The organism is Paenibacillus sp. sptzw28 (assembly GCF_019550795.1).
GTDB lineage: Bacteria > Bacillota > Bacilli > Paenibacillales > Paenibacillaceae > Paenibacillus_Z.
The window spans coordinates 4,257,874-4,280,166 of sequence record NZ_CP080545.1; the positions used below are offsets into that span (position 1 = coordinate 4,257,874).

Below are 22,293 nucleotides of genomic sequence, written 5' to 3' on the forward strand. Positions count from 1 at the left end.
GACTAACGCTCCTCTCCCATCTTGACCGCTTGGTGAACGCGCAGTCTCCGGATATGAATCAATAGAAGCGATGCTCCCATCAGCATCATGCAAGCTACGACAATATACAGCTGCGTCGTATCCTTTGAATCGAAGACGACCCGGAACGGCGGAACCGAGTTTGCAACATTCTCGGTCGTTTGCAGAAACGGCAGGAAGAGCAAGCTGGCGATCTTGCCGATAACAATTCCCAGGGCAATCGACAAACCGGCGGTAAAGATCTGTTCCAGCAGCAGCATGCCTGTGAGCTGCTTGCGCGACAATCCCATCGCTCTTAGCACGCCAAACTGAACGATCCTTCCGGATAGGTTGAAGAACCAGAAAAGCACGTATCCAGTAAGTGAAACGATAATCGAGACGATGAAGCCGAGACTCAGAATGCCGAATACGCCGCCGCGGGACGGGAGCTTCGCTTGCTTCGCAAGTTCAATGCGCACATCCTTTACATCTGCAAGCTCGATCCCTTTGTCTTGAAGCTGCTTCATAATCGGCCCGGTCAATGCACCCGGCTTCATCTTGAGCCAAACGTCGTACTGCATGATCGGAACCTGGTCATAAATATAATCCAGATTGGCGATAATAAACGGTGATTGATCCGGATATTGCGACGGCCAGTACGGTACGATGCCGAATACAATGAAATCGATCATCCCATCCTGCAGGCCGACCGACACGACGTCCCCGAGCTTCAGCTGATATTTCTCCGCTACACTTGACGGGATTATCGCCGCTTCCTCACGCATGCCGAGAAAATTCAAATATTTAAACGGATGTGCCGGAAACAAATCGCTGCGGAACCACGCCACTTTGGCGAAATCCACATTGTCGATGCCCATCAGAGTTCCCTGCCCGATAGAGCGGCCCGATACGACGACATTGCCTTTGACCTGCAGGACGCGGGCCGCAGCTTCGACTCCGTCCAGCTGACGGAAAATTTCGAAGGGAGGCTCCGTATAAATCGTGCGTGTAGGTACCGCAGGTCCTCCGCCCTGACCGCCGCCTTGGCCTCCGCCGCCTTGGCCTCCGCCGCTGCCTTGACCGCCGTTCTGTCCTCCTTGACCGCCGCCATTCTGGCCGCCTTGGCCGCCGCCGTTTTGCCCTTCGGTATCGATGACTTCGGTCCGGCCTTCCCAAACGGTTTGCATAATGACGTCCGTCCCGAATTTGTAGAGCGTTCGTTCCGTCGAGTTCAAATCGATCGTACGAGCTGCAGAGGCGTTATAAACCCCGAGTCCAAGCGTCAGTATAAGCAGAATCATAAGCGGATAATAGCCTTTGGACGAACGCGACAGCTGGGTTAACGTTAAGTAAAGCGGCACCGGAAGCAGCTTCCGGCCTAGCCAATTGCACAGCTTGAGCAGCCATGGGAACACCCGCAGGAAAAATAATCCCATTGCAAATATCGCAAGCGCCGGCACGAAAAACAGAAACGGCTGCACATTGAGTTGGTCGGTTGTCATTCCGCTTTGAAACGAAATCATCTGGCGCTCATTGAACAGGTACCAGCCATATGCGGCAGCTCCCATGAGCACCACGTCGAAGAACCAGCGCTGCCATACGGGCTTTCGGTCCGATCTCGCAAGCTGCTGCTTGTAGCCTACAATTGAAGAGCGCGCATAGACGACAACGGGAATGACGGTTGCAACAATGGCAAGCAGTACAGCAGCCAATCCGGCGATAATGGCCTCAGTCGAGAAACCGATCGGAATGGACTTCCGGTTGACGAATTCCAGGAATCCGTTGGCCGACCCGATGCTCTTGGCCATAAACCATCCGATCATCGGCCCGATTACGATTGCGATTGCGCCAAGCAGAAGACCCTCAAGCAAATACATCCAGATAATCTGGCGGGTCCCAGCGCCGCGGCTTCGAAGCACGGCGATGTCGCTACGCTGTTTATCCAGCGATTGACGCGCGTTCATCGCAATAAAGTAGAATACCATTGCGAGCATAGGGGCCGCTAGCGTAAAGAGCAGCATTTGCAGCTGCAGACTCTGTATACGGAATTCCCCTAGCAGCTTGGCGAAAGAAATCTCCACTTTCGTATCTTTCAGCCGTTGATACAGCTCAATATTGAGCCGGTCAAGCGTCCTGCCGAGCGGCGAGAGCTGACTCGTCTTGATATTGGCGAGGTCGAACGCGTAATACCAGTTCGCGGTATGAACAGGAATTTTTCTATCCTTCAGCAGACCCTTCTCGAATGCGTTCCCGCCTATTTGAAGCGAGTTCATAACACCTTCAAGCCCTTGATACCAGTAAGGATCGGTATCGCTCAGCGGTTTGTAAGCTCCGACAATCTTAACCCGGAGAGTAAGATTAAGTCCGCTGTATATCGGATATTCAAATACATCTCCGATATGTATATCGCTCCGGTACATGGCTTCTTCCATCATGACCGCTTCCACCGTATCGTTCTCGCCTACGGCGTCGGAATACCATCGTCCCTGCGTCAGCTCCGTTTTCTTATCGAGTCCTGTCATGGAAGTAAGCGCCATTTGGCGGACGCGGCTTGCATCGACCTTGGTTGGATCCTCCGGCGTAATTTCCGCGCTGCGAATCGTCATATTCTGAACGTAAGTGCTTACCGGGAACCCGATATCGGCCGGAACATCCTGCCGGATATAGCGAGTTACTTCGGTCAAGGCGTTCAAATCCGTTTTGCCGCCCGTTGCCTGGTACCGCATGAGCAGAGATCCTGCCGGCAATCCGCCGCTTTCTTCCTTAAGCGACTGCGCAACGACCCGTTTCAGCGCGCCGTCTGCATACATCGGAATGCTTGTGGCGAATGCTACGGCAATAATGAGGCCGGCAAGCGAGCTAAGCGTCATCCAACGCGTATTCCACATTTTGCGGAACAGAAAGCGAAATAGCGGCATCCCCATCGTTTATCGACCTACAACTTTCTGTCCTGGCGTCAGCCCTTTTACGATTTCGATTTGAGTAGCCGTCTGCTGCCCGACTTCAACGTCGACCTCTCGTTTGCCGTCTTTATCGACGACCTGGACGTATGTGCGCGAGCCGATTGTGCGGAGCGCCGAAGGCGGAATGACGATGGCATTTTCTTTCCGCTGTGTAATTATGTTAATGGAGAGCGGGGTTCCGCGGGTTGAGCCGGCCGGTATTTTCTCCAACTCGACGATCAGGAAGTCTTCCGGCCGCTCTGGCTTCTCGACTCCTCCGCCGGGATTACCTCCAGGGTTCCCCCCGTTTCCGCCGTTCTGATCGTCGGCATCGATAACCGGCAGCTGCTTCACCTTGCCCTTGATTTGTCCCGCGTTGTTTATATCAACGACGACGGGCATGCCTACAGAGATCCCCTGAAGTTCGTCCTGCGTCATCTTGGCCCCCGCGGTCAGCCGGGACGTGTCCGCAACGATGCAGATCGGATCGTATGCTTTAATCAGATCGCCTTTCATCACGTTCAGCGACACGATCGTTCCGGTGAACGGAGCTTTAATCGTTGCTTTGTCGATTTCCGCCTGCGAATCAACCAGCTTCTGCCGCTTGGCCTCGAAGTCGACCATGGCAAGTTCAAAATCCACCGGATTCATTTCATCCTTTTTACGGAGCGTGTCTTTCATTTGAACTTCGTCCTTCTTGAATTGCAATCGGTCCGAACGAAGCGTTTTCTGCAGGTCGTCAACGTCCAATGAAGCTATGACCTGCCCCGCTGTTACTTTTTGACCCATTTTTACGTTTAGTTCCTTGAGGCGTTTGCCGTCGAGCGTAAAGTACATCGTTTCTTCCTGCAGTGAGATGAGCTTGCCGATGCCTGTCGTTTTCGATTCAAGCGTCGTTGTGGTCACTTCGTACTCCGGCTTCTTAGAGATTTGCGGCGGCGTTATTGCCGGAAGCACTTCCTCGTTGTCTTCGCTTGGAAGGAGAGAGCAGCCGCTTGAGAATACGAGCGCCGCTCCCAGAACGAGTGCAGCAGTCCGCTTAAATGAATTTTCCGTCAACCATTTCGTAAACATGATCGGCAACCTCCAAAATCGTAGGATCGTGCGTTGTCATACAAACTGTAACCTGTTCAGTGCGAATAATATTTTGAAAGACCGACATGATTTGCGCCGCCATTTGGGAATCCAGCTCCGCCGTCGGTTCATCGGCAAGAAGCAGACGCGGCCGGTGGGCAATCGCTTTGGCGATTGCAACCCGCTGCTGTTCTCCGCCGGACAGCTCGAACGGACGATGATGCATCCGTTTGGACAGCCCGACTAGCTCCATGCAGTGAATCACCCGCTGTTTCCACTCACTACCCGGAATATTGGCCATGCGCAGCGACAGCTCAACATTCTCATAAGCGGACAGCAGCGGCATTAAGGCATACGCCTGGAAGATAAAACCCATTTGCTTGCGCCGCACGAGCGTGCGTTCATCGTCGCTCATCGTATGGAAAGGCAGCCCGCGAAAAAAAATATGCCCTTTTGTCGGCTGATCGAGCCCTCCGATCATATTTAGCAGCGTAGTCTTCCCTGAGCCCGATCTGCCGCGGAGCATCACAAGCTGTCTGGGCATGAGCTCCATGTTTATTCCCTTGAGTACATGCAGCGGCTGTCCGCCGACCTGAAACGTCCTCTCGACGGCTTCGACCGTCAATATCGGGTCGTCATTCGCCGGCTCCGCTTCATCTCTCCTGGCTTCAATAACAAGCGAACTTCCGTTTGCCGCCGGGTCAAGTGCCGCAGCAGTCTCTGATTGATTTCGTCTCCACCATGCCATCCCGGTATCCCTTGCCCCCTTCCCCATTAGAATTCTTTAATCTCAATATAACGTATAGACGGAGGACGAGGGCAAAAAGTTACGAAGGTATTTGTAGGAAAACATAAAAATTTGGTAAAAAAAGCTCTTATGCACAAAAGCGGAATTAATTCGCTTGTCGTACATAAGAGCTCTATTGTTGGATTAGCGAATGACAAATGTAGAAACCGAGCGATCCAGCTCGCTTACAATGTCCTGCAGATGGATGGCGGAACGTTCTATCTCTTCCATTAGCGCAAGCTGTTCCTGCGTTGCTGCGGCAACATTCTGGGTGCTGCTTAAATTGTTCTGGGCGGCATGCGCCGACTGCTCCATCGTTGCGCTCACTTCCTCTGAGCTGGCAGACATCTCCTCCGTGATCGCAGAGTTGTCATGAATTTGCGCGGCTATGCTCTGGATGGAATCACGGATCAGGGTGAAGCTTTCATTCACCTTCTTCATCAACTCCCCGCCCTTGGCGACTTCACCAAGCGTTGCATCCATAACATCCGATGCATGCGCCATTTCGCCCTGCGTCGATGTTACCAATTGATTGATGATATCGACCGATTGCAGCGACTGGGCAGCCAATTTGCGGATTTCGCCCGCCACAACGGCAAACCCTCGCCCGTGTTCACCCGCTCTGGCTGCTTCGATCGAAGCGTTTAGGGACAGAATGCTCGTTTGGTTCGAGAATGATGTAATATTCTCCGCTATTGATCCAATCTCGTTCGACCGCTCGTTCAATTTGGTTACGATACCGGCAAGCTTCTCGATGACTACCTTGATTCCTTCCATTTGCGCATCCAGCCGGTCAAGCTCTTCCTGTCCTTGTTCGGCGTCATTCGAGGTTTTTATGGAGTAATCGGAAATGTTAGAGGTGTTCTCCGCCATCCGTCCGATTCCCACAGCCATCTCATCAATGGCCCGGGCCGATTCTTCCGCTCCTTTTGCCTGTATCTCAATACCTTCGTTCACCTCAATGATATCCGCTGCAATTTGAGCCGCGGCCGTGGCCGACTGCCTTGAGGAAGTATTCATCTGTTCCGAAGCGGCGCTTACCTGCAGCGCATTGTCCGAGATTGTAAGAATAAGCTTCCTCACACTGCACTTCATAAGGATAATCGAATGCGCGATCTTGCCGAGTTCGTCGCCGCTATGCTTAATCGTAGGACAATCTCTTAAGTCACCCACAGAAACGGCGTTGGTCAGCTGGAGCACGTACTTTGCCGTTCTGGATATCTTTCTGATAATGATAAAGGCGATCAACAGGGTAATCAGCAAACAAACGACAAGGGCGGTAGAACTGGATTTTACGAGTGAATCTTTATTTTTATTAAATACCGACGATTTCGCCGGCCGCGTGCTCCTCAAGAATTTCTCCGATAATATTGATGCCTTCCCGCGCTTTACCGAATTGATCCATCAGCTTCTTGTCATAAACCGTATTGCTGCCCGTCTCAATTCCTTTGACAGCCAGACCCAGCCAGACCGGAAAATCGGCTCTGAAAGCTGCCGCGATGGATGATATCGAGGTATCGCCGCCCTTCTTTTTCAGTTCAAGAAGTCCATTATCGCTTATAATGCCGATAGCTTGCTCAATGCGGTCGGATGCCTGCTCTGCATTAGAGGCCATATCCTGCTTCATCTGTTTTTTGGTTTCGGCATCCAAGCCGGGGGAACCAACCGCCTGGTACGCCGTAAGCGATTGATACAGGTCTCGGTCCGCGTTCAAGATCAGAGTGTTGACCTTGTACGTCGTTTCAAACAATGTCTTAGAAAGTTTAGTGACATCACTCTCGTAAGTATGGGTCCAATACAAAGTGCTGCAAACATACATTAAAATCGGGAAAGCGACCAGAAGCAGCAGCTTAACACGTAACGACAGGGCGAATTTTCTCTTTGTCATGACCATCATCCTTTTTTGTTTTTTCTCAATGTCGCTGCCTCATCAAAAGCTGTTTATTGTTTTATCGTAAAAAATGAGGTGAAAGCGTATAGCAAGATCCAATTATATAATTATTTAGCTTTTCATACCCACAAAATGTAAAAAACCGACAGCCATCTGTCAGGCTGCCGGCTCTTATGGTCTTGTAAAATTCCGCGATGAGGATTGGACATATACCTCCGTCAGCTTCTCATGGCTATCGCATTGCCCGACGTATAACGCCTCAGACCTGCCTGAAAGAACAATACAGCGATTACGCTGAACAGGAGCGTTGTGCCGATTGCGCCGCTGACGAACCATGGGTCAAAGTGCTTCAGCAGCCCGATCGGCAGGTAGCTGATGAATCCTGCCGGTACGAGCGAGAACAGCAGCAGCCGGGCAGCACCTCGAAATATGTCCGCCGGGTACGTCGTCAGCGCGAGAAAGCCGTTCAATACCTGCTGCGCAATCCCTTCCGAGCTGCCGATAAAGAAAGAGCAGCAGCCTGCAATGATCATCACTGCCATAAACAGCGCGCCGCTTATCAACAGACCGAAGAGGTACAGAACTGCGCCGGTAAGCGAATGATCCCCAACCCACAAATAGACAGCGATTCCGAAAGCGAAATCGCCGATAGCCGTCACTGACATCCGGCTTGCGATGACATGCAGCAGTACCGGCTTTGGCTGCGACAGATAAACGTCAAGCTGGCCCCCGGCAACGATGCCCGCGATCCGGTGGAAATTGCCGAACAGTATGTTCGCCCAGCCGAAGCCGCCTGCGCCGAGCGCCCACAGCATCATCACATCATGCAGTCCCCAGCCGTTCACCAATGGAAACCGGTTAAAGAAGAGGCTCCAAAAAAACAGCCACATGAAATTGTTAAGGAACATCATGCCAGCCATCAGCAAAAAGCTTGCCCGGTATTCCATCGCGGAGGACAGGTTGACCTTCCAACAAGTAGCCAGAAATCGCAAAATCGCCGTCAGCTTCGCTGCAGCGCCTATACGCTGCATATTATCCTCCATTGACATGAAGCTTCGCCACTCCTCTCCGGTAAATCAGCACTACTGCCGCTGCCATAACGGCAATCCATGCCGCTTGAACGGCAAATTGAGGCATCAGCTGCGAGCTTTGAAAATTAACCGCCGTCCGGGCGGGATAATAGAGCACTGCCTGAAACGGCAGCCAGGCGCATATCCGCTGCAGCCATTCAGGCATTAAATCGATCGGCAGCAGCATCCCGCCAACCGTGAACTGGAGCTTCTGGAGTACGAATTCCATGCCGCGTGTCTCCTCGACCCAGAACGCGGTGAGCGCTACCGCCGCGTTCAGCAGAAATGCCAGGGTCAACGCCCCGATGCTGAGCCCTAGCAAACCAAGCCATCCGAGCCCGAATGCCGGTGCGCCGACAAACGCCCAGGCAATTGCGCTTCCCGCCGCGAGATGGATAACGAACCGAAACGCCGCTTCCGCCATATAAGAGACGTAATGGAAGCCGACGTATGACAACGGCCGGATAAGCCGGATTGCAATATCGCCGTTCTTCACCTCTTCTTCGATCCGGACGCATAGGGCCGGACCCGCCATCGTAAGCGCCTCTGTAAACACGAGATACCAGACGATTTGCTTAAGCGTAAACCCGGAGATGACCCGCCCGCTGTCGCCGTCATAAGCAGCCGACCACAGCTGGATGAAAACATACAGAATTAACAGCAGGAACGCTGCCCGCATTATAAAATCCGTCTTGTACGCCAACTGCTGGCGAACCGTGATATGCGCCACAGCCTCGATTTTGCGGCCCTTTGCCGACCATTTCAGCAGCCAACCGTTCATATGTCGGCCTCCTTCGCATGGGCGCCCGTTAATGCATAAACGCCCTTATCAACATGCTGGCTCAGCGGCTCTGTGCCGTCACGGCGCATGCCGTATATATGTTTAATGATCTCTTCGAGCGGCGGGTCTTCAATCGTTACGTCTTCAATCCTTACCTGTGTAAGCAGCGCGCTGAGCACTGTTTCGATATCCGTTTGCGTCAAATCCACCGAAAGCTTCAGACGGCGTCCCTCCGCTTGTATAATCCCGGTTCCCGTAATTTGCGGCTCCCCCGTGTTCGTGTTTGCTTCGGCAAGCGTCAGCGCAATCGTCTTCCTGCTCAGCACATCACGTTTTAAGACGTCTATAGGAGCATCCAGTAAAATGCCGCCATGATGAATGACGACCGCCCGTTCGCAAAGCTCTTCCACGTCGCCCGCGTCATGCGAGGTTAAGAAAACGGTCGTTCCCTCAGCGCGGTTTAAGTCGCGGATCAGCTCGCGGATGCGCTGTTTGACCACAACATCCAGACCAATCGTCGGCTCATCAAGAAACAGAAGCTGCGGCCGATGAAGGAACGATACGGCGATCTCGCAGCGCATTCTCTCCCCGAGCGACAGCTTCCGGACAGGAGTATGCAGGTATGGGCCGAGCTCGAACCGCTCGATGAGATCATCGCGTCTGGCGATATAGTCTGCACGCTTGAGCTCATAGATACGGCTGATCAGGTCAAATGTATCGATGGGGGGCAGATGATACCAAAGCTGCGACTTTTGACCGAATACGGCACCGATTCGGAAGGCCAGCTTAGTTCTGTCACGCCACGGGGTCAGCCCGAGTACCTGCGCACTGCCCGATGTCGGATGGAGGATTCCGGTCAGCATCTTAATCGTCGTCGATTTACCGGCCCCGTTCGGTCCGAGGAACGCTACCATCTCCCCGGCGTCAACGGTTAAATCAATGCCGTGAACAGCAAGCTTCTCCTCCCATTCCGGTCTAAGCAGAGCTCGGAAGCTGCCCGATAACCCCGCCTCCTTGCGCTTAACCCGGAAGCTTTTACATAAACCGCTTGTCTGCAATGCAATCATTCCGATCATGTCCCCTCTTGCGGTTGCTCTGCCATGGTAAAGCAAAGAAGACCTCCAGCGAGCGCCGCCTGATTGTAAGGCGGAACTTGCCGAAGGTCTTTTAATCCCTACGGTGTAGCGTGACTTATTGTCATTTGCCGGTTTCGCTTGGTTCGCCGTTAGCGGATCCCTAGAAACCCTTCCGTTTGATGTAACATATTATCATCGGAATCGCAGGCTGGCAAGACTTTTTGTTGTCACGCTTAAGCCTATGCAGTAAACAATAAATCTTCCATCATCGTCAGCAGCCTGTACTTCATCTGCTGAAGCTTCTCAATGGCCCGTTCCAGGCAGGCTTCGTTCTCTATATGTTTCATCTTGGTTTCAATTCTGCGGTATGCCTGATGCATCTCGACGATTTCATCCGATTTTATCATATTCCGGTCGTACAGCCGTACACGGTTCAGCAGGTCGCCCGTTGCGGCAAACAAATGTTCAAAATTGTTATTCATGGTCTTCAACCTCTCTCTCACTCTCTTATTCTCTCTGTAGGATAAAGCAGTTTATGCTGCAGAATTGTAGCTTATTACCCCAAGAGCGAGTGATTGAAACAAATAAAAAAAGCAGGCAGGAGAAATGTTCTCCATACTCTGCTTCGAATAACAGCTTAAACGCCGAACGCTTGGGGGTTCTCCCGCCATGATTGGAGCAGACCCACATCATCACTGCGCACAGTGCCGTTCCGTACGGCAACTTCAATCAGCGCGGAGTAGTTGGACAATGTTGCAAGCGGAATATTTGCCGAAGTGAAGGCATCGGCCGCCTGCTTGAATTCATAAGTAAATATCGCCACTACCCCTTGAACCTCGCAGCCGGCCTCACGCACTGCAATAGCGGCTTTAAGCGAGCTTCCGCCGGTCGAGATCAGGTCTTCGATGAGAACGACCTTTTGGCCGGGTGTGAAATAGCCTTCGATTTGATTCGTTTTTCCGTGCCCCTTCGCTTTATCCCTGACATACAGCATCGGCAGATTCAGCTTCTGCGCCACCCAAGCGGCATGGGGAATTCCACCAGTCGCAATACCCGCCACTGCCTCGCAGTCCGGATAACGCTCGCGGATAACGGCGGCGAAGCCCTCCGCGATCAGCTCACGGATCTCCGGATAAGACATCGTGAGACGGTTGTCGCAATAAATAGGCGATTTGAGTCCGGACGTCCATGTGAACGGATCGCTGGGCCGGAGGGCAACCGCATTGATTTTCAGCAGTCCTTCGGCAATTAAGCCCGGCAGTTGTTCCAATACGGGGGTGGTCATGTTACAGCAGCTCCTTAATGATGGATTCAATCGCCTCGCGAGGATCGGAGGCGGCGGTAATGGGACGGCCGATTACCATATAGTCGGTACCTCGCTCCAGCGCTTCGCGGGGCGTCATAATACGCGATTGGTCGTTTGCGTCTGCGCCGGAAGGCCTGATGCCCGGAGTAACGGTTTTAAAAGCGATGCCGCAGGCGGCTTTGATCGATTGTACTTCGTGCGGGGATGCGACGACTCCGCCCAAGCCGGCAAGCCTTGCAAGCTGCGCATACCGGAGCACGGTATCTTCAACGGCGCCGGCTATGCCGATCTCGTCGTTCAGCACCGAACGGCTCGTGCTGGTCAGCTGAGTGACGGCTATGACCGTCGGCCGCTGAAGGCCGATAGAGCCGGCCAGGGCAGCTTCTACCCCTTCAAGCGCCGCTTCCATCATGCGAATGCCGCCTGCCGCATGTACATTGAAGATATCGACGCCCAGCTTAGTGACGCTGTTCGCGCCGCCTTTGACGGTATTCGGGATATCGTGCATTTTAAGATCCAGAAACACTCGGTAGCCGCGTTCCTTGAGCGAAGCGACAAAGCCTGGACCGGCGGCGTAAAACAGCTGCATGCCTACCTTCATATAGCAGGGAATGCCCTCGAGGCTGCGCAGCAGAGTTTCGGCAGCCGCCGCATCCGGGTAGTCAAGCGCTACCATTACGCGTCCTGCCGCTTCCTCGCGAGTCAGCTTAATCATTCAAACACCTCCTGAAAAATTTGCTGCATGCATCATCCCTTGGAGCCGGAGCGCACGATATAGGCAAGCAAAAGTAGAGCTAATCATGGCGAAAGCCTGCTTGGGGGCAGGCTTTCGCGGGCGGTTTCGGCCGCCCGGCTGTTGATGATTGTTTACAGAAGCACCGGCATCGGGCGAGACGAGAAGTTGATCGTCTGCAGCATATTGAGCAAGGCGCGTACCGTATCCAGCGATGTCATACATACGACTCCGTTCTCGACCGCTTCACGGCGGATGCGGAATCCGTCGCGCTCGGGAGTTTTGCCCTTCGTAAGCGTATTGACGACGAAGTGGGCTTGACCGTCCCGGATCAGATCAAGAATGTTCGGTGAGCCTTCACTCAGTTTGTTCACGCGCTTGACGCGCAGACCGGCTTCTTCAAGCGATGTCGCCGTGCCGCCCGTTGCTATGATATTGTAGCCCAGATCGTAAAAGCCGCGCAGTATTTCGAGCGCTTCCGGTTTATCTTTATCGGCAACTGTCGCGATGATCGAGCCGGTCGGCGGAATGCGCATGCCTGCCCCGATGAGACCTTTGTACAATGCCTTCGCGTACTGCTGATCGCGGCCCATGACTTCGCCGGTCGATTTCATCTCCGGTGTCAGTGTCGGGTCGACGCGGCGCAGCTTCGCGAACGAGAATACCGGCACTTTAACCGACACATAATCTTGTTCCGGCCATAATCCTTCCGTGTAGCCGAGATTCGCGAGCTTTTTACCCAGAATCGCTTTGGTCGCCAGATTGGCCATCGGAATGTTGGTTACTTTACTTAAGAACGGAACCGTGCGCGACGAGCGCGGGTTGACTTCAATGACATATACTTCATCCTGAAAAATGACGAACTGAATGTTGACCAGACCGATAACTTTAAACTCTTTGGCGATTTTTATCGTTATGTCGATCATTTGCTGCTTCTGCTTATCACTTAGCGACTGCGGCGGATACACCGCTATCGAGTCGCCGGAGTGGACGCCGGCGCGCTCAACATGCTCCATTATCCCGGGGATGAGTACCGTCTCGCCGTCGCAAATCGCATCGACTTCGGCTTCTTTGCCAAGCATATAGCGGTCGATGAGAACCGGATGCTCCGGATTGATCTTCACTGCCTGCTCCATGTAGCTGAGCAGCTCGTCATCGGAGTAGACGATCTCCATCGCGCGGCCGCCAAGGACGTAAGACGGGCGAACAAGCACCGGATAACCGAGTCCGGCGGCGGTTTCGACCGCCTCGCCCACTGTAGTCACGGTTTTTCCTTTCGGCTGTGCAATGTCCAGCTTTCTGAGCAGCGCTTCGAATTTTTTGCGGTCTTCCGCGGCATCAATGCTCTCAAGGCTCGAGCCCAGAATGCGGACGCCGGCTTTCGTCAACGGCGCTGCGAGATTGATCGCCGTCTGACCGCCGAATTGTACGATTACGCCAATCGGCTTCTCCTGCTCGATAACGTTCATCACGTCCTCGAAGAAGAGAGGCTCGAAATACAGACGGTCCGAGGTCGAGAAGTCCGTAGAAACCGTCTCAGGGTTGTTGTTGATAATGACAGCTTCATATCCTGCGTCCTGGATCGCCCATACCGCATGAACCGTAGAGTAGTCAAACTCGATCCCTTGACCGATCCTGATTGGGCCCGAGCCCAGCACCAGCACTTTCTCCTTGGCTGTCTCGGTCACTTCGTTCTCTGTTTCATAGGTCGAGTAATAGTATGGCGTCGTAGCCTCAAACTCGGCCGCGCATGTGTCTACCATTTTGTATACCGGCTTCAGTCCCTGCGCCAAGCGGAACTCGCGCACGTCATGCTCGCTTGCGAAATCCTTATGTCCGCCTTCGCGGCGGATCTCTGCGATGGAGCGGTCGGAAAAGCCTTTTCTTTTGGCGGAGTAAAGCAGTTCATTCGTAAGCTTGGGAGCACGGCGCAGTTCATCCTCAAAGCGAACGATGCCTTCAATCTTATCAAGGAACCACCAGTCGATTTTCGTCAAATCCTGAATGTCCTGCAGCTGGTAGCCGCGACGGAACGCCTCGGCGACAAGGAACATCCGCTCATCGTCCGGCTTCTGCAAACGCATGCGAAGCGTTTCTTCGCTCAGCTCGAAAGCATCCTTCAGGTGAAGACGGTGAACGCCGATCTCGAGCGAGCGAACCGCTTTGTGAATCGACTCCTCGAACGTACGGCCGATAGCCATTACCTCGCCGGTCGCTTTCATTTGGGTGCCGAGTTTGCGGTTTGCCGAGGTAAATTTATCAAACGGCCAACGCGGGATTTTGGATACGATATAATCGAGCGTCGGCTCGAAGCATGCATAGGTTTGTCCGGTTACCGGGTTGACAAGCTCGTCAAGGGTATAACCGACTGCGATTTTGGCCGCCATCTTGGCGATCGGATAACCGGTCGCTTTGGAAGCAAGCGCGGATGAACGGCTTACGCGCGGGTTGACTTCAATTACATAATATTGATAGCTGTTCGGGTCAAGCGCGAACTGGACATTACAGCCTCCCTCAATGCTCAGAGCGCGGATGATTTTGAGTGACGCCGAACGAAGCATCTGGTACTCGCGGTCCGACAGCGTCTGGCTTGGAGCAACGACGATCGAATCGCCCGTATGAACGCCGACCGGATCGAAGTTCTCCATGTTGCACACCACGATGCAGTTGTCGTTGGCATCGCGCATAACCTCGTACTCGACTTCTTTCATCCCGGCGATCGATTTCTCGATCAGGCACTGGTTGATCGGGCTGTAACGAATACCCGAAGCAACGATTTCGAGCAGCTCTTCCTCATTGGAGCAAATGCCGCCGCCCGTGCCTCCCAGCGTATAAGCGGGACGGACGATGATCGGGTAACCGATCTCGTTGGCGAAATCAAGGGCCTCCTGCACGGTCGTAACGATAACGCTCTCCGGTACCGGCTGCTCCAGCTCACGCATGAGATCGCGGAACAGGTCACGGTCTTCGGCACGCTCGATCGCAGTCAATTGCGTACCGAGCAGCTGTACGTTTTCACGCTCCAGCACGCCCGCGCGGGCCAGCTCCACCGCCATATTAAGGCCGGTTTGACCGCCCAGAGTCGGAAGCAAGCCGTCCGGACGCTCCTGGCGGATTATTTGGGTTACGAATTCGAGCGTGATCGGCTCGATGTAAACTTTATCAGCCATATTGGTATCTGTCATGATCGTGGCGGGGTTGCTGTTGATCAGAACGACTTCATAGCCTTCTTCTCTGAGCGCCTGGCAAGCCTGGGTACCGGCATAGTCGAACTCCGCCGCCTGTCCGATGACAATCGGGCCGGAGCCGATGACTAGAATTTTTTTGAGCTTGTTATTTTTGGGCATACTGCAGTTCTCCTCTCAATGCCTCCGCAAGCTGGGCTTGACGCGGTCTCTGCGGGTTGTTTTTCTTGTAATCGCGGATCATTTCCAGGAATTCGTCGAACAAGTAACTGGAGTCGAACGGTCCAGGCGCCGCTTCCGGATGGTATTGAACCGAGAATGCCGGATGAACCTTATGCTTCAATCCCTCGATCGTGCGATCGTTGTTGTTGATGTGCGTAACGGCCAGCATCGTATCCTGTACCGATTCCTCGAGCACGGTATAGCCATGATTTTGCGAAGTGATGTAGCAGCGGTTTGTCGCCAGATCCTTAACAGGATGGTTACCACCGCGATGGCCGAATTTCAGCTTCGAAGTGTCGGCGCCGCAAGCGAGCGCGAACAGTTGATGGCCAAGGCAAATGCCGAAGATCGGATATTCGCCGAGCAATTCTTTAATCATCTTGACGGCATGCGGCACGTCTTTCGGATCCCCGGGGCCGTTGGAGAGCTGTATGCCGTCCGGCTTCAGGCGGCGGATTTGCTCCGCTGTCGTATCGTGCGGAACGACAATGACGTCGCATCCCCGCTTTGTGAGCTCGCGCAGAATCCCGCTCTTCGCTCCGAAATCAACAAGCACGATCCGTTCGCTTTCGCCCGGGCTCGAGAAGATGCTCTTCGTTGAAGTGCGGGCTACCTGGTCGGTCATTACAGGCGTTATGCCCATCCGTTCCTGCAGCTCTTCAACGCGCTCCGTACCTGTCGTTATAATCCCCTTCATCGTTCCGTGGTGGCGCAAAATACGGGTCAGCATCCGGGTATCGATCTCGCTGATCCCGATGATTCCATATTCCTTCAGAAGCCGGTCAATCGTATATTCAGCGCGCCAGTTGCTCGGAACCGGCTCGTGACGACGCACGACAAGGCCGTGAATGAAAGGACTGACCGATTCAAAGTCATTCCGCGTAATGCCGTAATTCCCGATAAGCGGATAGGTCATCGTTACGATTTGCCCGCAGTAGGAAGGATCGGAGATGACCTCCTGATATCCTGTAATCCCGGTATTGAACACCACTTCTCCGGTTGACTGACCCTCTGCGCCGAAGCCGAGGCCCGTGAACAGCGTACCGTCTTCCAATAACAATCTCGCCTGCATCCGTATCACTCCTAAAGGTTTTCGCTCTGCTTTCCCGGGACGCCTTCGGCTCGCGCAGAAGGCTGCGCCCGGTATGCATCAGCTTGATCTAAGTTGAACTGTTACTTGTCTAATGTCCTAAAGCTCCGACCATACAACGGCGCCATCCACCATCGTCAGCACCGGCCAACCGTATAAGTTCCAACCGCCAAACGGCGTATTTTTGCTTTTTGAAGCGAATGTCTCCGGCTGAACATCCCGTTCGTTATCGATATCGACAATCGTAATGTCCGCAGGGGCGCCGACCGCAAGCTGTCCGCTTTTCAGTCCGAACACCCGAGCCGGATCCGAGGTCATGCGCTGCAGCAGGAAGCCTAGCGTCCATTTGCCGGAGCGTACGAATTTCGTGTACATAAGCGGGAACGCCGTCTCAAACCCGACGATGCCGAACGGAGCAAGCTGCATACCTCGCGCTTTCTCCTCCGCGCTATGCGGAGCATGGTCCGTCACAATCATATCAAGCGTTCCGTCTTGAAGCCCTTCGATTACCGCCTCGACGTCGCGGGGGGTCCGAAGCGGAGGATTCATTTTCCAGTTCGAATCCATCCCGGGAATGTCCTCATCCGATAAAATCAAGTGATGCGGGCAAACCTCCGCGGTTACACGAATACCGACCTGTTTCGCCAGGCGGATCAGCCGCACCGATTGTTCGGTGCTTACATGGCAGACGTGATAGTGAACGCCAGTCGCTTCCGCAAGCAGGATGTCCCTGCCGACGTGAATCGCTTCCGATTCATTCGGAATGCCCTTAATGCCGTGCTTCTCGGCGAATTTCCCTTCCGATACGTACAATCCTTCGACAAGCGAATCGTCTTCGCAGTGCGCGATGATCGGCATTCCGATGGAAGCGGCAAGATTCATCGCGTTCTTCATCATCTGCGCGTTTTGCACGCCCACGCCGTCGTCCGTGAACCCGATTGCCCCGGCTTCCTTCAGCGCTGCAAAATCAGTCAGCTCCCGGCCAAGCTCGTTCTTCGTAATCGCCGCATACGGCAGCACCTTGACGATCCCCTCGGTGTCTGCTTTGTCCAGTATGTACCGGACTGTATCCGGCGTATCGGTTACCGGCCTTGTATTCGGCATGCATGCGATGGTCGTAAAGCCGCCTTTCGCCGCGGAACGCGTACCGCTTGCGATGTCCTCTTTATATTCGAAACCCGGTTCGCGCAGGTGGACATGCATATCGATGAAACCGGCGGATACCAGTCTGCCTTTCGCGTCGATAATATCGTGTCCGCTTGTATCAAGCGAATCGGCTGCCCCGTCCGCAAATGCCGATATGATTCCGTTCTCGATGCGCACATGCTTCGTTTCCAGCCGACCCGAGCTCTCGTTCCAAATTTGCCCGTTTAATATCCATAATGACATCTTCGTTTATTTCTCCTTTCGGTGCCTGCAATCCGGCTCCCTCTGGTTATCCGAGCGCGCGCTCGATGACGGCCATCCTAACAGGTACGCCGTTTTGCATTTGCGGGAAAATTCGCGACTGCGGGTGCTCCACCAGCTCGTCGTCAATCTCGACATTCCTGTTGATCGGTGCCGGATGCATGATGATCGCATGCGGCGCGATCCGTTTGGCCCGCTCTGCCGTCAATCCATATTGCTCCCGGTAATCCTCGGCAGACTTGATCATGCCGTTCTCGTGTCTCTCCAGCTGTACGCGAAGCATCATGATGACGTCGGATTCCAATGCTTCGTTTATGCCGATATAAGGAGCTTCGAGCTCCGGTGCCTTCATATTCGGCGGGGCGCAGAACCGGACATTGGCGCCGAGCTTCTTAAGCGCCCACAGATTGGATCTGGCCACCCTGCTGTGAAGGATGTCCCCGATAATGGAGACTGTCAGTCCCTTCAACTCTCCGAACTGCTTCCGCATCGTATACAAGTCCAGCAGCCCTTGCGTCGGGTGCTCGTTGTTGCCGTCCCCGGCATTGATTAGCGGCACCTTGATCTTCGTGGCTAGATCGGCCAGAACGCCGATCGGCTTCAGCCGAATGACCCCTGCATCGATTCCCATTGACTCGAGTGTGCGTACCGTGTCGTAGATGGACTCGCCTTTTTGAACGCTTGATACGGCCGCTGAGAAGTTTAATACTTCGGCACCAAGCCGCTTCTCCGCAACCTCGAACGAAAACCGGGTCCGCGTACTGTTCTCAAAAAACATGTTGGCTACAAATTTACCCTGCAGCACCGGCTGCACTTTCTCCGGCTGAGCTTCCCAATATGCGGCACGGTTCAATATCGACATGATTTCTTCTTTGTCCAATTCCTTCAAGCCAAGCAAACTGCGCTGCTTTAACGTTACAGCCGTCATTCTAAGCTTGCCCCCCTTTGATGGATTATGGTCACTTTATCTTCATGATCCACTTCCTGAAGCGACACTTCGATCTGTTCCTGCTTGGAGGTCGGCACGTTCTTGCCCACGTAATCCGGCCTTATCGGAAGCTCCCGGTGACCCCGGTCTACAAGAACCGCCAGTTGAATCATCTGCGGCCTGCCGCAGTCCATCAGCGCATCCATCGCGGCTCTTATCGTGCGCCCGGTGTAAAGCACATCATCAAACAAAATTACCCGTTTGTCCTGCACTTGCACCCCGCCGCCCGCCCCGCCCGATGAAGCAGCGGTCTGCTCTTTCGCAGCCTCGCTTGATGGATTGACCGCTCCACGGTCGTCGCGGTAAGGGGTGATGTCGAGCGCATTCACTTCAACCGGCAGGCCTTCGATTTCGCGGATCCGCTCGGCTACCCGATCAGCCAAATAAATGCCGCGTGTTCGAATGCCGACAAGCAGGCAATTGTCGATGCCTTTGTTCTTCTCGACAATTTCATGGGCGATTCGCGTAAGCGCCCGGCGGATTGCCGTCTCGTCCATGATGATACGATGCTGCTCATCCATATGGTTTATCCGCCTCCTCCTTGAATCCAAACAAAGCTGCTCAATTTCCGCCACAAAAAAACTCCTTGCGGGCTAGCGCAAGGAGTGCGTACTTTCTCGTGAATCGGGCGGTTCGCTCCCGGACTAGTGCCGCCTATGCCCAAGGAGCAAGCGTCAGTAAGTCCCGTCGACCGTTCGAATTCAACTATTCACGCTACCTTGACAGCCTCTCTGGACTGAATTAAAGGTACTGCTGTTTATCAAAAGAATTATCCCACGTTCGACAATTGATGTCAATACTTCTTATCAATTTCATCTTTTCATGAGCCGTAAGTGGAGTCTACACGCTTACAGACTTAATTTCGTAATTCGTTCAACCGCTTTTTCCGTATTTTCGCGGCTTCCGAAAGCAGTCAGACGGAAATACCCTTGACCGCTTTGTCCGAACCCGACCCCCGGCGTGCCCACAATCTTCGCTTCCGACAATAATTTGTCGAAGAAAGCCCATGAATCGAGGCCGTTTGGCGTTTTGAGCCAAATGTAAGGTGCGTTAACCCCGCCGAACACTTCCAGGCCAAGCGAAGCCAATCCGTCGCGGATAATGCCTGCGTTAGTCATGTAATAGTCGATAATGGAGGCTATTTGCGACTTGCCTTCTGGCGAATAAATCGCAGCCGCGCCTCGTTGAGTCACATACGAAACCCCATTGAACTTCGTCGTATGGCGGCGGTTCCACAGATCGTTTACCGTTACAGTATTGCCCTCCGCATCCTTCGCTTTCAGTTCGCGGGGAACAACCGTATAGGCGCAGCGAACGCCGGTGAAGCCGGCTGTCTTCGAGAAGCTGCGGAACTCGATCGCCACTTCCTTGGCGCCTTCGATTTCATAAATGCTGCGCGGCACATCTTTCTCCTGGATAAACGCTTCATAAGCTGAGTCGTACAATATGATACAGTTATTTGCTTTGGCATAATCAACCCAGCGCTTGAGCTCTTCTTTGGTCAGCGTCATACCGGTCGGATTGTTCGGATAGCATAAGTAAATCAAATCGACCTTACGGTCCGGCAGGCTTGGCGTAAAATCGTTCTCCGCGCTGCACGGAAGGTATACAATGTTCTCGTATTGATTTTTTTCTTTATTAAACTGCCCGGAACGGCCTGCCATTACATTCGTGTCGACATAAACCGGATATACCGGATCCTGAACCGCGACAACCGCATCCTGGCTGAAAATTTCCTGAATATTGCCTACATCGCATTTCGAGCCGTCGCTGACGAACACCTCGTTCACCGCAATATCTATGCCCCGCGCCTTATAATCGTTTTCGATAATGGCCTGAATAAGAAAATCGTATCCCTGCTCCGGACCGTAGCCGCGGAACGCTTCCGGGCTTGCCAGCTCGTCCACTGCCTTATGCATCGCTTGGACAACCGAATCGGGAAGGCCGCGAGTTACGTCGCCGATCCCCAGGCTGATAATTTGCGCATTAGGATTTTCCTGGATAAATTTCGTGCGCCGCTTGGCGATTTCGGAAAACAGATAGCTGCCCTGCAGCAAGGAATAATTGTTGTTGATCTGTGTCATTCGGATTCACTCTCACCTTTCTGTGGTTCATTATTCGGAGTTGTAATTGCTATCATCATAGCGTATTCCTCATATCCAACATAATAAAGAAAATGGCGAAAAGTTTGCACTTTTCACACTTAACGCTGTCTTAGTATCGCCAGCTCCCGCTCCAGGTCGGCAGGAAGCGGCGCTTCAAACTGTATATAATCGCCTGTGCGGGGGTGATTGAAGCCCAGAACGGCCGCATGCAGCGCCTGCCCTTTCAAGGCAATCGTCTTGCTTCGTCCGTAAACAGGATCGCCGGCCAGCGGGTGTCCGATATACTTCATATGTACGCGAATTTGGTGCGTCCTTCCGGTCTCCAGCTGCAGCTCCAGCAAAGTATAATCACCGAAACGCTCCATCACGGCAAAGTGGGTTACCGCGTGCTTGCTGCCCTTTTCCGTGACCGTGAACAGCTTGCGGTCGTGAGGATCGCGCCCGATCGGCGCATTCACCGTACCGTGCTCGTGCGGTACGTTACCGTGTACCAGCGCAATATATTTGCGCGTTACCGAATGGTCTTTAAGCTGTGCCGCCAACGAAGAGTGAGCAAGATCATTCTTCGCGGCCATCAGCAATCCCGATGTGTCCTTGTCGATCCGGTGCACGATGCCCGGACGCATTACGCCATTGATACCGGATAGATCCTTGCAATGGTGCATGAGCGCATTGACTACCGTACCCGAAGAGTGGCCCGGCGCAGGATGTACGACCATCCCCCTCGGCTTGTTGATGACGATCACATCTCCGTCTTCATAAGCGATATCAAGCGGGATGGGTTCCGGATCGATAACGGCCGTTTCAGGCTCAGGCACGACAATAACGACCATATCTGCAGCTGCGAGCTTGTAATTGGGTTTTACTTGACGGCCGTTTACAGTGACCGCACCAGTCTTGATCCAATCCTGCACCTGCGTCCGTGAAACCACGCCTTCTTCAAGGCTTTCCGTTACATATTTGTCAAGCCTCTCGCCGATTTCGGATTCGGCAGCCGTGAACTCAAGCTGTTCCTCACTGAATTGGCTGCTTTTCGACTGATTCGTTTCGTTCATTGGAATCTCCGTTCTCGTTTTCTTTCTCTTTTTTCATGGACAGGATGGAATCAAGCAATATCAGGCCTACGCCGCAAACGATACCAGAATCGGCCACATTGAATATAGGGAAAATGTAGCTTCCGAACGTAAATTGCAAAAAGTCGACCACTTCGCCGTACAATGCGCGATCGAGAAAATTGCCTACAGCGCCTCCGAGCACCATTCCGAGTCCGACCAGCATCAGCACTCTGCCGGACCGGCGGTTTTTCTCCAAATACCAAACAATGCCTCCGACGACGATAAGCGTTATGCAAATAAAGAAAATCGTCTGTTCCTGCAAAATTCCGAATGCCGCTCCCCGGTTACGCGCGGAGGTAATAATGAAAAAGCCGTCGCCGAGCACATTGATTTGTTCACCGATCGTGAGCTTGTATTCGATAATTTTCTTCGTTACAAAGTCGATTATAAAGACGAATAATGCTATCCAGTAATAATAAAATCTCAAATCATCATGCCCCCTTGTCCCAAACATTGTAGCATATTCCCATATTCGCTACCAGCCGCCCACCCTCCGCACTTACCTCACCCAGCATCATCATAAC

General features: G+C 53.3%; 19 protein-coding genes. All 19 read right to left on the reverse strand.

Annotation, left to right across the window (positions count from 1 at the left end; genetic code table 11):
- Positions 1-2 precede the first annotated feature (2 nt).
- Complete coding sequence (locus tag KZ483_RS19600) at positions 3-2,921, reverse strand: ABC transporter permease (protein ID WP_220349258.1); 2,919 nt, start codon at positions 2,919-2,921, stop codon at positions 3-5.
- Between the two features lie 3 nt (positions 2,922-2,924).
- Entirely contained in the window at positions 2,925-4,013 is a 1,089-nt protein-coding gene (locus tag KZ483_RS19605; RefSeq protein WP_220349259.1) for an efflux RND transporter periplasmic adaptor subunit, read from the reverse strand.
- Positions 3,979-4,761: an ABC transporter ATP-binding protein gene (locus KZ483_RS19610; protein ID WP_220349260.1), complete on the reverse strand. Its 783-nt coding sequence runs from the start codon at positions 4,759-4,761 to the stop codon at positions 3,979-3,981. The genes KZ483_RS19605 and KZ483_RS19610 overlap by 35 nt, the downstream gene beginning before the upstream one ends.
- A 183-nt stretch (positions 4,762-4,944) precedes the next feature.
- Entirely contained in the window at positions 4,945-6,153 is a 1,209-nt protein-coding gene (locus tag KZ483_RS19615; protein ID WP_220349261.1) for a methyl-accepting chemotaxis protein, read from the reverse strand.
- Complete coding sequence (locus tag KZ483_RS19620; protein ID WP_220349262.1) at positions 6,116-6,688, reverse strand: hypothetical protein; 573 nt, start codon at positions 6,686-6,688, stop codon at positions 6,116-6,118. Before KZ483_RS19620 ends, KZ483_RS19615 begins: the two co-directional genes overlap by 38 nt.
- Positions 6,689-6,909: 221 nt before the next feature.
- Positions 6,910-7,740 (reverse strand): ABC transporter permease, encoded by an 831-nt coding sequence (locus tag KZ483_RS19625; RefSeq protein WP_258881337.1) that lies wholly within the window; start codon positions 7,738-7,740, stop codon positions 6,910-6,912.
- On the reverse strand, positions 7,724-8,542 hold the full coding sequence (locus tag KZ483_RS19630) for an ABC transporter permease (RefSeq protein ID WP_220349263.1): 819 nt from the start codon (positions 8,540-8,542) through the stop codon (positions 7,724-7,726). The genes KZ483_RS19625 and KZ483_RS19630 overlap by 17 nt, the downstream gene beginning before the upstream one ends.
- Positions 8,539-9,609 (reverse strand): ABC transporter ATP-binding protein, encoded by a 1,071-nt coding sequence (locus tag KZ483_RS19635; RefSeq protein ID WP_220349264.1) that lies wholly within the window; start codon positions 9,607-9,609, stop codon positions 8,539-8,541. The genes KZ483_RS19630 and KZ483_RS19635 overlap by 4 nt, the downstream gene beginning before the upstream one ends.
- 248 nt (positions 9,610-9,857) lie before the next feature.
- A complete protein-coding gene (locus tag KZ483_RS19640; RefSeq protein WP_220349265.1) occupies positions 9,858-10,100 on the reverse strand; it encodes a hypothetical protein in 243 nt (80 codons plus the stop codon).
- A gap of 155 nt (positions 10,101-10,255) precedes the next feature.
- Complete coding sequence (gene pyrE / locus KZ483_RS19645) at positions 10,256-10,903, reverse strand: orotate phosphoribosyltransferase (RefSeq protein WP_220349266.1); 648 nt, start codon at positions 10,901-10,903, stop codon at positions 10,256-10,258.
- Between the two features lies 1 nt (position 10,904).
- Positions 10,905-11,639: an orotidine-5'-phosphate decarboxylase gene (gene pyrF / locus KZ483_RS19650; RefSeq protein ID WP_397376121.1), complete on the reverse strand. Its 735-nt coding sequence runs from the start codon at positions 11,637-11,639 to the stop codon at positions 10,905-10,907.
- A gap of 152 nt (positions 11,640-11,791) precedes the next feature.
- Positions 11,792-15,004 carry a carbamoyl-phosphate synthase large subunit gene (carB, locus tag KZ483_RS19655; RefSeq protein ID WP_220349267.1) on the reverse strand — a complete coding sequence of 1,071 codons (3,213 nt, stop codon included), beginning with the start codon at positions 15,002-15,004 and terminating at the stop codon, positions 11,792-11,794.
- Complete coding sequence (gene carA, locus KZ483_RS19660) at positions 14,991-16,136, reverse strand: glutamine-hydrolyzing carbamoyl-phosphate synthase small subunit (RefSeq protein ID WP_220349268.1); 1,146 nt, start codon at positions 16,134-16,136, stop codon at positions 14,991-14,993. Before carA ends, carB begins: the two co-directional genes overlap by 14 nt.
- 117 nt (positions 16,137-16,253) lie before the next feature.
- A complete protein-coding gene (locus KZ483_RS19665) occupies positions 16,254-17,543 on the reverse strand; it encodes a dihydroorotase (RefSeq protein ID WP_220349269.1) in 1,290 nt (429 codons plus the stop codon).
- 46 nt (positions 17,544-17,589) lie between these two features.
- Positions 17,590-18,489 (reverse strand): aspartate carbamoyltransferase catalytic subunit, encoded by a 900-nt coding sequence (locus KZ483_RS19670; RefSeq protein ID WP_220349270.1) that lies wholly within the window; start codon positions 18,487-18,489, stop codon positions 17,590-17,592.
- The gene (gene pyrR, locus KZ483_RS19675; protein ID WP_220349271.1) at positions 18,486-19,070 is read right to left on the reverse strand and encodes a bifunctional pyr operon transcriptional regulator/uracil phosphoribosyltransferase PyrR; all 585 of its coding nucleotides are present in this window, start codon (positions 19,068-19,070) and stop codon (positions 18,486-18,488) included. The genes KZ483_RS19670 and pyrR overlap by 4 nt, the downstream gene beginning before the upstream one ends.
- A 327-nt stretch (positions 19,071-19,397) precedes the next feature.
- Positions 19,398-20,633, reverse strand: a complete 1,236-nt coding sequence (locus KZ483_RS19680) for an LL-diaminopimelate aminotransferase (protein ID WP_220349272.1) — start codon at positions 20,631-20,633, stop codon at positions 19,398-19,400.
- Positions 20,634-20,752: 119 nt separating this feature from the next.
- Positions 20,753-21,709: an RluA family pseudouridine synthase gene (locus tag KZ483_RS19685; protein WP_220349273.1), complete on the reverse strand. Its 957-nt coding sequence runs from the start codon at positions 21,707-21,709 to the stop codon at positions 20,753-20,755.
- Positions 21,669-22,196, reverse strand: a complete 528-nt coding sequence (gene lspA, locus KZ483_RS19690; protein WP_258881338.1) for a signal peptidase II — start codon at positions 22,194-22,196, stop codon at positions 21,669-21,671. The genes KZ483_RS19685 and lspA overlap by 41 nt, the downstream gene beginning before the upstream one ends.
- Between the last annotated feature and the right edge of the window lie 97 nt (positions 22,197-22,293).